Origin of the sequence: Aquabacter cavernae, from assembly GCF_003993795.1 — a bacterium.
In the GTDB taxonomy this organism is placed as follows: Bacteria; Pseudomonadota; Alphaproteobacteria; order Rhizobiales; family Xanthobacteraceae; genus Aquabacter; species Aquabacter cavernae.
Map to the genome: position 1 here is coordinate 249,917 of NZ_RWKV01000017.1, position 13,289 is coordinate 263,205.

Consider the following 13,289-nt stretch of genomic DNA (forward strand, 5'->3'; position numbering starts at 1 on the left):
GCGCGCCTCGCAGAAACGTGAGGGGGTGCCGGCCTTCCATGCTCGGCATTGACGTAGCGTCGCCTTAGAGTGCGATCGCCTGTCGCGATGCACTCCGGTGCTTCGCGACAGGCGTGAATCGCTCTCTATCGATGAGTGAGAGGCTGATTCACCCGTCAGGTTGATTCAACCTGACGGGATCAGGCTCTGAGGTTCGCCCGCCTATTTTCAAGGAGGTGACATGCCTGCCTTTTCGCGACGCGACTTTCTCGCGGTGACCACCGCCGCCGCCGCCGGCTCCGTATTGCCCGCCGCCGGGACCGCTCACGCCGCCGCCCCCATCGCCACCACCCAGGTGCCCAGCGCCTATCGCTACAAGGTGGGCGATGCGGAAGTGACGGTGATCAGCGACGGCATCCGCACCATGCCCTTGGCTGATACGTTCGTGCGCAACCAGCCGCGCGAGGCGGTGAATGCCGCGCTCAAGGCGGCCTATCTTCCCGAGAATCAGGTCACCATCAATTTCAACACCCTGCTGGTGAATACCGGCGGCAAGCTGGTGATGATCGACACCGGCAACGGCGCCCCCCAGGGCACGGTGGGCCTCACCCAGGGCACGCTGGCCGCCACCGGCACCGACCCGAAGAATGTGGACGCGGTGGTTATCTCCCATTTCCACGGCGACCATATCAACGGCCTGCTCACCGCCCAGGGCACCCCCGCCTTCCCCAATGCGCAGGTGATGGTGCCGGAGGCCGAATGGGCCTTCTGGATGGATGACGGCAATATGAGCCGCGCCCCCGAGGCCATGAAGGGCGCATTCCAGAATGTGCGCCGCGTCTTCAAGCCCTTCGAGGGCAAGGTGGAGCGCTATGGCTGGGACAAGGAAGTGGTGAGCGGCCTCACCCCCGTGGCCACCACGGGCCACACGCCCGGCCACACCTCCTTCCGCCTCGCTTCGGGCGACAAGACGCTGTTCGTGCAGTCCGACGTCACCAACATCCCCGCGCTGTTCCTGCGCAACCCCGGCTGGCACGTCATGTTCGACATGGACGCGGCCAAGGCGGAGGAGACCCGCCGCAAGGTCTACGACATGGTCTCGGCCGACCGCATGATGGTGGCGGGCTATCACTTTCCCTTCCCCGCCGCCGCCTATGTGGAGAAGACCGGCTCCACCTACGGCTATGTGCCGGTGAACTGGATGCCCGTCCTTCTGTGATCCGCGCGGCGCCCTCCTGTGGGAGGGCGCCCGCTCACGCCAGCGGGTCGCGGCCGAGCCCGGGCTTCAGGGCCAGCAGGCCCGTGCCGATGGCGACCCAGGCCACCACCACATAAGGCCATAGATTGTCCGGGAAGGCCGGCACCGGATAGACAGAATTGTAGAGCGGCCACGCCATGGCCAGCGTGCCGAGCCCGCCGATCACCAGCCAGATGCGCCCCGCCCCGCGCGCGCCGTGCAGCATGGCCGCCGCCGTCACGCCGAGATAGGCGAGGATGAGCGCCAGCACCCCGATGGTGCCCACATCGTCGTAATAGTTCGCCGGCCCGATGAAGGGCGCCCAGGCGAGCAGCCCCGCCAGCATCAGGACGCCGATGACGCACACCGCCACCGCCGGCGTGCCGTGGACGGGATGCACCTGCGCCGCCCGCTCCGAGAGCCCCGCCCGGCTGAGCGCATAGAGCATGCGCGCGCCCGCCGACAGCGTGCCCAGCACGGCCGAGATGGCGGAGACGGCGGCGGCGATGTCCAGCACCGTCGCCATGCGCAGCGTGCCGTATTTCAGCGCCAGGGTGTTGAGCGGCGCCTCGTCGGCGGCGAGCGCCTTCATGTTGTCGAGGCCGAAGCCCACCACCTGGATATAGGAGGCGAACACGAAGAACAGGCCCGCAAGGCCCACCGTGCACACCAATGCGAGGGGGATGGCGCGGCCCGGCTGGCCCGTCTCCTCCGCCAGGGTGGTGGCCGCCTCGAAGCCGGCGAAGGAGAGCACCGCGAACACCACCGCATAGCCCACGCCCCACCAGCCCGTGGCGGGATCTGGCCGGAACGGCGCGGCGGTGAGCCCGCCCTCAGCGCCCACCGCCATGAGGATCTTCACGCCCAGATAGATGATGACCGCCACGGACGAGAGTTCGAGCACCAGCATCAGGCGGGCCGCCACGGACATTTCCCGATAGGCGAACACCACCGCCAGGAGCAGGGCGGCCACGGAGATGACCAGCCAATAGCCGCCCACCCGGATGCCGTGATCCTCCAGCGCCGCCCGCAGGAAGTCTCCCACCAGCGCCGCGCTGCCCGAGCCCGCCGCGGTATAGAGCAGCAGCATGCACCAGCCCGCCAGGAAGCCGGCCTTGGGACCGAACGTGTCGCCGATATAGGCGTAGGCCGAGCCGGTGCGCGCCACGCGGCGCGAGAAAAAGACGAAGGACAGGCCCACCACCACGACCATGACGGTGCCCACCGCGAACCCCAGCGGCGCCGCCACACCCGCCGCACCCACCGCCAGCGTCACGTTGAGCGCCATGGCCATGGTGGGCGCGATCACCGACAGGGACAGGCCGATGGCCTCGAACAGACCGAGATTCCGCTTGAGCCCGACCATGCCACCTTCCCCCCGCAAGATGATCCCTGGTTTTGGGCCATGCGGACGGTAAGCACCAGCGGCAGAGATTGGCCGAATCGCGGATTTACGGGACAATCCCGCCCGGCGCCCGCCCTCGCCTTGACGCGGTGCGGGGGCGCCGATAGGCCGGATATATGACCTCGCGCGCTTTCATCACCGGCCTTGCCGGTCCGACGCTCCTGGAGACGGAGCGCGCCTTCCTGAAGGAAGCCGCGCCCTGGGGCCTGATCCTGTTCGCCCGCAACGTGGAGACCCCGGCGCAGGTGCACGCCCTGGTGGACGCGGCGCGCGACGTGCTCGGCTGGCAGGCGCCCGTGCTCATCGACCAGGAAGGCGGGCGCGTGCAGCGCCTGCGACCGCCTCATTGGCCGGACTATCCGCCGGGCGAAGCCTTCGGCGCGCTCTATGCCCGCGACCGTGCGGCCGGCCTTTCGGCGGTGCGCCTCAATTCCCGCCTCATGGCCGACGACCTGCATGCGCTCGGCATCGACGTGGACTGCCTGCCCGTGGCGGACCTGCGCCTGCCGGAAGGCCACGGCATCATCGGCAACCGTGCCTATGGGGAGACGCCGGAGCAGGTTTCAGCGCTGGCCCGCGCTGCTGCTGAAGGGTTGCTGGAAGGCGGGGTGCTGCCGGTGGTGAAGCACATTCCCGGCCATGGCCGCGCCCCCGTGGACAGCCATGAGCGCCTGCCGGAAGTGCGCGCGCCCCGCGCTGTGCTGGAAGCGACCGACTTTGCCGCCTTCCGCCCCCTCGCGGACCTGCCGCTCGCCATGACCGCCCATGTGGTCTATGCGGACATCGACCCAGACGCCCCCTGCACGACGTCTCGCCGCGTGATGGACGAGATCGTGCGCGGCTTCATAGGCTTTTCCGGCCTCGTCATGAGCGACGACCTCTCCATGGGCGCGCTCTCCGGCACGGTGGCGACCCGCGCGGAGGCTTCGCTGGCCGCCGGATGCGACATGCTGCTCCACTGCAATGGCAAGATGGACGAGATGAGCATGGTGGCGGGCGCGGCGCCCCTCCTGTCCGGCCTTGCCGCCGCGCGGGCGGACCGGGCGCTGGACGCGCGCCTCTCGCCCCAGCCCTTCGACCGGAGCGAGGCCGAGCGCACGCTCGCCGCTTTGGTGGGCGCGCCGGCCTGATCCCATGAACGAGGCGCCAGAATGAGCGAGACGCCCCAAACCCCCGATTTTGCCGAGGACATCCCGGCCGAAGCGGGGGATGGCGCCTTCGTGGTGGATATTGACGGCTTCGAGGGGCCGCTGGACCTGCTCCTCGCCCTCGCCCGCACCCAGAAGATCGACCTGACGCGCCTCTCCATCCTGGCGCTGGCGGACCAGTATCTGGCCTTCATCGAGGCGGTGCGGAAGGTGCGGCTGGAGCTGGCCGCCGACTATCTGGTGATGGCGGCGTGGCTCGCTTACCTCAAATCCCGCCTGCTCCTGCCCCCCGCCCCCAAGGAGGATGGCCCGACAGCCGAGGAAATGGCGGACGCCTTCGCCCGGCGCCTGCGGCACCTGGAGCGCATCCGCAAGGCGGCGGAACTGATGATGGCGCGCCCGCGCCTCGGCCTTCACGTCTTCCCCCGCGCGCCCGTGCCCGGCGACGCGCGGCCGCCCGGCCGGGTGGTGCATGACGCCAGCCTCTATGACCTGCTCTCCTCCTATGCCACCCAGCGCCAGCGCAACGCGCTGTCTTATGTGACGCTGAAGACCCGCGCCGTCTGGTCACTGGCGGAGGCGCGCGCGCGGCTGGAGCGGATGGTGGGCGCCTCGGCGGGCGACTGGATGCGGCTCGACCAATTCCTCATCGACTATCTGGCCGAGCCCGCCCAGCGCGCCACCGCGCTCGCCTCCAGCTTCTCTGCGACGCTGGAAATGGTGCGCGAAGGCGTGCTGGACATCCGCCAGGACGCCCCTTTCGCCCCGCTCTGGCTGCGGCCGCGCGAGACGCAGGAGACGCTGCTGTGACCCGTGCCGCGCCCCGCATAGACCTGTTCGACGCCCGCCCGCTGGACGAGCGCGAAGCCGCTCTGGTGCGCGACCTGCGCGTGGTGGAGGCGCTGATCTTCGCTTCGCCCTTGCCCATCGATGCCGCCGCCATCGCCCGGCATGTGCCCAAGGGCACGGATATCGCCGCTCTCATGGACACGCTCACCGCCGACTATGCGCGGCGCGGCGTGAACGTGGTGCGCGCGGCCGGCGGCTGGATGCTGCGCACCGCGCCGGATCTGGCGGACGTGGCGGGCGAGGCCGCCCCCGAGGTGCGCAAGCTCTCCCGCGCCGCCACCGAAGTGCTGGCCATCGTCGCCTACCACCAGCCCACGACGCGCGCGGAGATTGAGGACATACGCGGCGTCTCCACCTCCAAGGGCACGCTGGACGTGCTGCTGGAAACCGGCTGGATCCGCCTGCGCGGACGCCGCCGCGCGCCCGGCCGCCCGGTCACCTACGGCACCACCTCCGCCTTCCTGGTGCATTTCGGGCTGGATGCGATCCACGATTTGCCGGGCATCGAGGAGATGAAGGGCGCCGGGCTCATCGATCCGCGCGTGCCCTCCGGCTTCGCCATCCCGCTGCCCTCCGACGACGATCGCCTGCGCGAGGACGAGGAGCCCCTGGAGCCGGAACTTCTGGACCTGATCCTGACGCCCGAGCCCGAGGCGGAATCCGGAGAGGAGGACGCATGACCATGGCTTTGCGCCAGGACGCGCTCCCCGCCCGCGCCCAAGGTTCCGCCCAGGGCCTCGTCTTCGATGACGTGCGCCTCAGCTATGGGGATGTGGAGGCGGTGCGGGGCGTGAGCCTTCAGGTGGAGCCCGGCGAGGTGATCTGCCTGCTGGGCCCCTCCGGCTGCGGGAAGACCTCCCTGCTCCGGCTGGCGGCGGGCATCGAGATGCCCGATTCCGGGCGCATCGCCATTGACGGCCAGGAGGTGGCGGGCCCGTCCGCCTTCGTGCCGCCGGAGCGGCGCGGCATCGGGCTGGTGTTTCAGGACTATGCGCTGTTTCCCCACCTCACCGTCCTCGACAATGTGAAATTCGGCCTTGCCCGCGTGCCCCGTGCCGCCGCCGACATGGAAGCGCGCGCCGCCCTCGCGCGGGTGGGGCTGGAGGACCATGCGGGCGCTTATCCCCATGAATTGTCCGGCGGCCAGCAGCAGCGCGTGGCCCTGGCGCGGGCGCTGGCGCCCCGGCCCGGCATCCTGCTCATGGACGAGCCTTTCTCCGGCCTCGACCGGCGCCTGCGCGACCAGGTGCGCGAGGATACGCTGGATGTGCTGCGGGATGTGCGGGCCACCGCCATCATGGTCACCCACGATCCCGAGGAGGCCATGCGCCTCGCGGACCGGATCGTGCTGCTGCGGGCCGGGCGCATCGCCCAGGCGGGGCCGCCGGAACAGCTCTATCGCGCGCCCGTGGACCTCTACGTCGCCCGCTTCTTCTGTGAACTGAACGAGCTTCCCGCCATGGTGCAAGCCGGGCGCGCAGAGACGGTGCTCGGCGCCTTCCCCGCCCCCGGCGTCGCGGACGGGCCGGCCGTGTGCGCCGTGCGCCCGCAGGGGATCTCCCTCCAGCCTGTGGGCGGAAGCCTTGGCAGCACAGGCATTTCCGGCCGCGTCATCGAATATCGTTCCCTTGGGGAAGTGGATCTGGCGCGGGTGGCGCTGCCGGGGCTCGACCGGCCCTTGACCGCGCGGCTCAAGCCGCGCTCGGGGATTGCGGCGGGCCAGGACGTGACGCTCCGTGTGGACGCAGCGGAAGTCCTTGTTTTCGCCTTGTCCGGGTCCTAGTGTCGCCGGACGAAGATGGCGCAGCGGGAACACCTGCGCGCGCCGAAAAGAAATCCCGACGGAGGGCGAGTGATGGGTTCGATGAGCATCTGGCACTGGATCGTGGTGCTGGCCGTGGTGCTCCTGCTGTTCGGTCGCGGCAAGATCTCCGACCTGATGGGCGATGTGGCCAAGGGCATCAAGTCCTTCAAGAAGGGCATGGCCGAGGACGAGACTCCGGCCGCCTCCACGGCGCCCGAGGCGCCGCGCCCCCTGCAGCACCAGGCCTCCCCGGCTCCCGAGGCCGAGAAGAAGCCGGTCTGACACCACCCAAACGGCGCGCGACGGGAGGGGGCGGCACATGCGTGCCCGGCCCCTCGACCGGCAGCGCGATACGACCCATCGGATAGCGGCGGCTGAGCCGCAGGAAACAGGCGGTCATGTTCGACATCGGCTGGTCCGAGCTGATGCTGATCGGCGTTGTTGCGCTGGTCGTCATCGGTCCCAAAGAGCTGCCCGGCGTCTTGCGCACCGTGGGCAAGACGATCACGAAGCTGCGCCGCATGGCCGGCGAGTTTCAAGGCCAGTTTCAGGATGCCCTTAGGGAAGCCGAACTGTCTGAAATCCGCAAGGAAATCGGCGACATCGCCGGCGGCGCCGCCGACACCGTGAAGAAGAATTTCGCCGGCATGGATGTGCTGGATCCGCTGCGCTCCATCCGCGAGGAGATCCGCTCCACGGTAGAGGGCGCGACCGCGACCGCCGCCGCCCCAGTGGCTGCCCCCGAGGCCGCGGCCATTCCGCCCGCCTCCGCCGCCGCGGCATCCGCCGCCGCTGCCGCCATCGCCTCCGAGCTGTCCGGCTTCGCGCCCGCCGCCCAAGCAGCGCCCGTTTCGGCAGCGCCCGTTATGGCCGAGCCGCTCCCCGCCGCGCCGACGACGCCGGTCATCGCCGAGCCTCTCGTCCCCGAGCCTCTCGTCCCTCTGCCGGAGCCTGCCGCCCAACTGGTGCTTGACCCGCAGCCGGCGCCCGCGCAGAACGCCGAGACCAAGACGTCGCCGGAAAGTGGTTCGCCCGTATGAGCGAGGACGAAATCGACGCCTCCAAGGCGCCTCTCATCGAGCATCTGGTGGAGTTGCGGTCCCGACTCATCAAGTCGGTCATTGCCTTCCTGCTCGCCTTCTTCCTGTGCTTCCTGTTCGCCAAGCAGATCTACAACATTCTGCTGTGGCCCTATGAGTTCGCGTCCGGCTTCTCCTCCGGCGTGAAGCTCATCTACACGGCGCCCCAGGAATTCCTCTTCACCCAGATCAAGCTGGGCATGTTCGGCGCGGCCTTCATCTCCTTCCCGGTGGTGGCGAGCCAAGTCTACATGTTCGTGGCGCCGGGCCTCTACAAGCACGAGAAGCAGGCCTTCCTGCCCTATCTGGTGGCCACCCCCTTCTGCTTCCTGGCGGGCGCGGCCTTCGTCTATTTCGCCGCCATGCCGCTGGCCATGACCTACTTCCTGAACATGCAGCAGGCGGGCGGCGACGGGCGGGCGGAAATCGCGCTGCTGCCGCGCGTGTCGGAATATCTCTCCCTCATCACCACGCTGATCCTGGCCTTCGGCCTCACCTTCCAGCTGCCGGTCATCCTCACGCTGCTCGCCCGCATCGGCGTGCTCACCGCCGACCAATTGGTGAAGGCGCGGCGCTACGCCATCGTCGCGGTGTTCGTGGTGGCGGCCGTGCTCACCCCGCCGGACGTGATCTCGCAGCTCGCCCTTGCGCTCCCGACCCTGCTTCTCTACGAGGTCTCGGTCTATCTGGTGCGCATCGTCGAGAGGCGCCGGGCGGCGGAAGAGAAGGCCCGCGAGGCTGAATCGTCCGAAGCCTGAGGCGTCTGCGCCGCGCGCGCGCCACGTCTTTCTGGGACGGGGCTCCCTCCTCGCGCCCGTCATGGCCGGGCTTGTCCCGGCCGCCCACGGGGTTGGTCCAGGCGCGCCCGTGGATGCCTGGGACACGCCCGGGCATGGCGGCATATGGGGCCATCGTCCTGCCGGAGCAGGTTCGAGATGCACGATATCAAATGGGTCCGCGACGAACCCGAGGGCCTCGTCCGCGCGCTGACGCGCCGCCAGATGCCCGAGGCCGAGGCGATTGCCCTGCGCGACAGCCTGCTCGCGCTCGATGAGCAGCGCCGCAGCAACCTGACCACGCTGGAAACCCTGCTGGCCCGCCGCAACGCCGCCTCCAAGGAGATCGGCCAGGCGAAGGCGCAGAAGGACGAGGCCAAGGCCGCCGCCCTCATGGCGGAAGTGGCGAAGCTGAAGACCGACGTGCCGGACCTGGAAACCCAGGTGAAGGCCGTGGACGCCGAGCTTCTGGCCACCCTCGCCGCCATCCCCAATGCCCCGCTGGACGTGGTGCCCGAGGGCAAGGACGAGCACGACAATGTGGAGCTGAAGGTGGTGGGCGAAAAGCGCGCCTATGCCTTCGCGCCCAAGCAGCATTTCGAGATCGGCGAGGCGCTGGGCCTCATGGATTTCGAGACCGCCGCCAAGCTCTCCGGCGCCCGCTTCGTGGTGAACAAGGGCCCCATGGCGCGGCTGGAACGGGCGCTCGGCCAGTTCTTCATCGACACCCACACCGGCGAGCATGGCTATACGGAAGTGAGCCCGCCTTTGCTGGTGCGCGACGAAGTCATGTTCGGCACGGCGCAGCTTCCCAAGTTCCGCGACGACCAGTTCTTCGCCACCCGCTGGGTGCCCGAGACGGAGGGCGCGGACGCCGCCGTCCTGTCCAATGACGGCCTCTGGCTCATCCCCACCGCCGAGGTGCCGCTCACCAATCTGGTGCGCGAGGCCATCCTCTCGGAAGACGAGCTGCCGCTGCGCCTCACCGCCTGCACGCCCTGCTTCCGGGCGGAAGCCGGGTCGGCCGGGCGCGACACGCGCGGCATGATCCGCCAGCACCAGTTCACCAAGGTGGAACTGGTCTCCATCACCACGCCGGAACAGTCGCTGGAAGAGCATGAGCGCATGCTCGCCTGCGCCGAGGCGGTGCTGAAGAAGCTGGACCTGCACTATCGCGTGGTGACGCTTTGCACCGGCGACATGGGCTTCGCCTCGCAGAAGACCTACGACATCGAGGTCTGGCTGCCGGGACAGAATGCCTTCCGGGAAATCTCCTCCTGCTCCGTGTGCGGCGACTTCCAGGCGCGGCGCATGAATGCCCGCTTCCGCCCCAAGGACGGCAAGGGCCCGCGCTTCCTGCACACGCTCAACGGCTCGGGCGTGGCGGTGGGCCGCGCTCTGGTGGCGGTGCTGGAGACCTACCAGCAGGAGAACGGCGCCGTGGCGGTGCCCGACGCGCTCAAGCCCTATATGGGCGGCCTGAGCCTGATCGAGAAGGCGAACTGAGGCGGAACATCCCTCTCCCCTTGCGGGAGAGGGTGCCGAGCAAAGCGAGGCGGGTGAGGGGTTCGGCGCCGTCCAGCGCAGCATCCCAAGCCCACGCGAACGCCCCCTCACCCCATCCCTCTCCCGCGAGGGGAGCGGGGGCAGGTCGCGACGGCGAAGATGTGAAGGACAGAAAAACATGCGCATCCTGGTGACGAACGACGACGGCATCCACGCGCCCGGCCTCGATGCCTGCATGCGCATCGCGCAGGCGCTCTCGGACGATGTGTGGGTGGTGGCCCCGGAGTTCGACCAGTCCGGCGTCGCCCATTCCCTCTCGCTCAGCGACCCGCTGCGCCTGCGCCCGGTGGCGGAACGCCGGTTCGCGGTGAAGGGCACGCCCACGGACTGCGTCATCATGGCGGTGCGTCATTTGCTGGCGGACCAGCCGCCGGACCTCATCCTCTCCGGCGTCAATCGCGGCCAGAACATCGCCGAGGACGTGAGCTATTCGGGCACGGTGGCGGGCGCCATCGAGGGCACCATCCTGGGCATTCCCTCCATCGCCTTGTCCCAGGCCTTTGGCCCGGCGACCCGCGACAATCCCAGCTATGAGACCGCCGAGGCCCATGGGCCGGGCGTCATCCGCACGCTGCTGGCGGAAGGCATTCCCGCCGGCATCGTCATGAACGTGAACTTCCCCGACCGCCTGCCGAACGAGGTGAGCGGCATCGCCGTGACCGCCCAGGGCAAGCGCGACCAGAAGCTCATGCGCATCGACGAGCGGCGCGACGGGCGCAACAATCCCTATTTCTGGATCGCCTTCGAGCGGCGCGTGCACACCACCTCCCCCGGCACGGACCTGCGCGCCTTGGACGAGGGCCGCATCTCTGTGACGCCGCTGCGGGTGGACCAGACCGACGAGCCCTTCATGACCCGCCTCGCGCGGGTGTTCGCGGACGCCGGCAGCGAGGCCGCGGGCCTGGCTTGAAGCCGCTCCGGGAAGGTGATGCACCGACACCCATGTGGCGCGGCGTGATATCGGTGCCCCCTCGCTTGCCGTGGCGGGGCATCGCTGCTAAGAGCCGCGATCCGCGCTGCGGCGCGGTTCTGCGACTTTCTAAACATAATAGGACGGTGATCATGGCGATCGAGCGCACCTTCTCGATCATCAAACCCGACGCGACGCGCCGCAATCTGACCGGTGCCGTCAATGCCGTCATCGAACAGGCCGGGCTGCGCATCGTCGCCCAGAAGCGGATCGAGATGACCCGCGCCCAGGCCGAAACCTTCTACGGCGTGCACCGCGAGCGTCCCTTCTTCGCGGACCTCGTCGCCTTCATGACCTCTGGCCCCGTCGTGGTCCAGGTTCTGGAAGGTGAAGGCGCGGTCGCGAAGTATCGCGAAGTGATGGGCGCCACCAATCCCGCCAACGCGGCGGAAGGCACCCTGCGCAAGCTCTTCGCCGAGTCCATCGAGGCCAATTCGGCCCATGGCTCGGACAGCACGGAGAATGCGGCCATCGAGATCGCCCAGTTCTTCTCGGGCAACGAGATCGTCGGCTGATCCCGGCCCGGCCTGCTCAGGCCGGCGGATCCGGGCCTGGTTGATCCAGGCTCCCTCGACAACGTGCGCGGGCGGCTTCGGCCGGCCGCGCCGCAATATGTTTTTTGCGCGTTGCATTGTCCGGTTTTGGTTGTGACGAATAAAAGCGTCCAGTAGCTTTCCTTCCGGCATCCATAATACGGCGCACCAGACGCCTGTATGCCTGAGGAAACGCGAAGGCGAGGAAGGGGAACGATGTCGCTCGACTCTCCGGCGCTATGGCTGGCGCTGATACAGATCATTTGGATCAACATCCTGCTCTCGGGCGACAATGCCGTGGTCATCGCCATGGCCTGCCGGTCGCTGCCGGAGAAGACCCGCAAATGGGGCATCATCACCGGCGCGGGCGTCGCGGTGGCGCTGCGCATCCTGTTCACGGGCATCGTGGCGACCTTGCTCGCCTTGCCGTGGCTGAAGCTGATCGGCTCCCTGGCGCTCATGTACATCGCCGTGGACCTCGCTCTGCCCAATGACGGCAATGACGAGGCGGTGGAAGCCAGCGACAGCCTCTGGAAGGCCGTGGGCACGGTGGCCGTGGCCGACATCGTCATGAGCCTCGACAATGTGGTGGCCGTGGCGGCGGTGGCCAACGGTAGCTGGCTGCTTCTGGGCCTCGGCCTCGCCATCTCCATCCCGCTCATCGTCGCGGGCTCCTCGTTGGTGATGGCGGTCCTCGATCGCTTCCCGCTGCTCGTCTGGGCCGGCGCCGCGCTGCTCGGCTGGGTGGCCGGCGAGATGCTGCTCACGGACGTGGCCGTGATGGACCGCATCGGCGGCGCGGACGTGGCCCATCACTGGGAATATCCGGTGGCCGCGCTCGGCGCCCTTCTGGTCGTCGGCATCGCCTATGGCGTCGGGCGCCTGCGAAAGGCAAAGGCGCACGGCGAAGCCTGAGCCCGGAACAGAAAAAGGGACGTTCGCGGCCCTTTTTCTTCGCGTTCCGCTTTACCCTGCGGAACAATACAACCACGCTCCCTGACCTTCGTTCAGATGTTCGAGCCGCAGCCCGGCCACGAATACCAAGAGGACCGCGATGGATTTCTCCTCACCCACCTTCTGGCTGTCGCTCCTGCAGATCATCTGGATCGATCTGCTGCTGTCCGGCGACAATGCCGTCGTCATCGCCCTCGCCTGCCGCTCCCTTCCGGAGAAGCAGCGCCGCTGGGGCATCCTGCTGGGCGCGGGCGCGGCGGTCGGCCTGCGCATCATGTTCGCCCTCGCGGTCTCCTACCTGCTGGGCGTGCCCCTGCTGAAGGTGGCGGGTGGCCTGCTGCTGCTCTGGATCGCCGTGAAGCTCGTCACCGACGGTGACGGCGAGGCCCATCATGTGGAAGCCTCGGACAGCCTCTGGAAGGCAGTGCGCACCATCGCCATCGCCGACGCGGTCATGAGCCTGGACAATGTGGTGGCCATCGCCGCCGCTTCCCGCGGCCACCCCGAACTGTTCATCTTCGGCCTGCTGCTCACCATTCCGCTGATCATCGCGGGCTCGCAGCTGGTCATGGCCCTGCTCACGCGCTTCCCGATCCTGGTCTGGGCCGGTGCCGCGCTGCTGGGCTGGATCGCCGGCGAGATGGTGGTGAGCGACGTGATCTCGCTCCAGTACATGCAGGGCTACGATCCCGAACTGGTGAAGCCGGACCCGGATTCGCCCATAGGCATGAAGCCCGCCCATCTGCCCCACTATCTGGCCAGCACCATCGGTGCCGTGTTCGTCGTGGGCCTGGGCTGGTTCCTGCGCCAGAGGAACCGCGCACAGGCCGCCTGACGCGCCGTTCGAGACTGTCAGCAAATGTTCATGGCCGGGCATCGCCCGGCCATGACGCATTTTAAGAACCCTTCTATGATCAGGCACGATCCGTTGTTCGAGCCTGAACCGCTCCGGGTGCCTCTTCAGGCGCGGACCAGGCTCCGGGAGTTCT

General features: G+C 68.6%; 14 protein-coding genes. 13 read left to right on the plus strand and 1 reads right to left on the minus strand.

Going from position 1 to position 13,289, the window contains the following annotated elements:
* The first annotated feature begins 220 nt into the window (after positions 1-220).
* Positions 221-1,198 (plus strand): MBL fold metallo-hydrolase, encoded by a 978-nt coding sequence (locus EJJ38_RS19080; RefSeq protein WP_127092022.1) that lies wholly within the window; start codon positions 221-223, stop codon positions 1,196-1,198.
* Positions 1,199-1,232: 34 nt separating this feature from the next.
* Here EJJ38_RS19080 and EJJ38_RS19085 read toward each other — a convergent pair whose 3' ends face one another.
* Entirely contained in the window at positions 1,233-2,582 is a 1,350-nt protein-coding gene (locus EJJ38_RS19085) for an APC family permease (protein ID WP_127092023.1), read from the minus strand.
* 155 nt (positions 2,583-2,737) lie between these two features.
* Here EJJ38_RS19085 and nagZ point away from each other — a divergent pair, with 155 nt between their 5' ends.
* The 12 genes from nagZ to EJJ38_RS19150 all read left to right on the plus strand — a co-directional run bounded on the left by nagZ (position 2,738) and on the right by EJJ38_RS19150 (position 13,135).
* On the plus strand, positions 2,738-3,751 hold the full coding sequence (gene nagZ, locus EJJ38_RS19090; RefSeq protein WP_127092024.1) for a beta-N-acetylhexosaminidase: 1,014 nt from the start codon (positions 2,738-2,740) through the stop codon (positions 3,749-3,751).
* Positions 3,752-3,772: 21 nt separating this feature from the next.
* Positions 3,773-4,579, plus strand: coding sequence for a segregation and condensation protein A (locus EJJ38_RS19095; protein WP_127092025.1), 807 nt, complete (start codon positions 3,773-3,775; stop codon positions 4,577-4,579).
* A complete protein-coding gene (gene scpB, locus EJJ38_RS19100; protein WP_127092026.1) occupies positions 4,576-5,298 on the plus strand; it encodes an SMC-Scp complex subunit ScpB in 723 nt (240 codons plus the stop codon). The genes EJJ38_RS19095 and scpB overlap by 4 nt, the downstream gene beginning before the upstream one ends.
* On the plus strand, positions 5,295-6,401 hold the full coding sequence (locus EJJ38_RS19105; protein ID WP_245454333.1) for an ABC transporter ATP-binding protein: 1,107 nt from the start codon (positions 5,295-5,297) through the stop codon (positions 6,399-6,401). The genes scpB and EJJ38_RS19105 overlap by 4 nt, the downstream gene beginning before the upstream one ends.
* Positions 6,402-6,473: 72 nt before the next feature.
* Positions 6,474-6,704 carry a twin-arginine translocase TatA/TatE family subunit gene (locus EJJ38_RS19110; RefSeq protein WP_127092027.1) on the plus strand — a complete coding sequence of 77 codons (231 nt, stop codon included), beginning with the start codon at positions 6,474-6,476 and terminating at the stop codon, positions 6,702-6,704.
* Positions 6,705-6,820: 116 nt separating this feature from the next.
* Positions 6,821-7,462, plus strand: coding sequence for a Sec-independent protein translocase protein TatB (gene tatB / locus EJJ38_RS20725; protein ID WP_245454334.1), 642 nt, complete (start codon positions 6,821-6,823; stop codon positions 7,460-7,462).
* Positions 7,459-8,259 carry a twin-arginine translocase subunit TatC gene (gene tatC, locus EJJ38_RS19125; RefSeq protein ID WP_127092028.1) on the plus strand — a complete coding sequence of 267 codons (801 nt, stop codon included), beginning with the start codon at positions 7,459-7,461 and terminating at the stop codon, positions 8,257-8,259. Before tatB ends, tatC begins: the two co-directional genes overlap by 4 nt.
* A gap of 177 nt (positions 8,260-8,436) precedes the next feature.
* Entirely contained in the window at positions 8,437-9,783 is a 1,347-nt protein-coding gene (gene serS / locus EJJ38_RS19130) for a serine--tRNA ligase (RefSeq protein WP_127092029.1), read from the plus strand.
* A 178-nt stretch (positions 9,784-9,961) separates the two neighbouring features.
* Positions 9,962-10,753 carry a 5'/3'-nucleotidase SurE gene (gene surE / locus EJJ38_RS19135; protein ID WP_127092030.1) on the plus strand — a complete coding sequence of 264 codons (792 nt, stop codon included), beginning with the start codon at positions 9,962-9,964 and terminating at the stop codon, positions 10,751-10,753.
* A 152-nt stretch (positions 10,754-10,905) separates the two neighbouring features.
* On the plus strand, positions 10,906-11,328 hold the full coding sequence (gene ndk / locus EJJ38_RS19140; RefSeq protein ID WP_127092031.1) for a nucleoside-diphosphate kinase: 423 nt from the start codon (positions 10,906-10,908) through the stop codon (positions 11,326-11,328).
* A gap of 234 nt (positions 11,329-11,562) precedes the next feature.
* Entirely contained in the window at positions 11,563-12,261 is a 699-nt protein-coding gene (locus EJJ38_RS19145; RefSeq protein WP_127092032.1) for a TerC family protein, read from the plus strand.
* Positions 12,262-12,400: 139 nt separating this feature from the next.
* On the plus strand, positions 12,401-13,135 hold the full coding sequence (locus EJJ38_RS19150) for a TerC family protein (protein ID WP_127092033.1): 735 nt from the start codon (positions 12,401-12,403) through the stop codon (positions 13,133-13,135).
* Positions 13,136-13,289 lie beyond the last annotated feature (154 nt).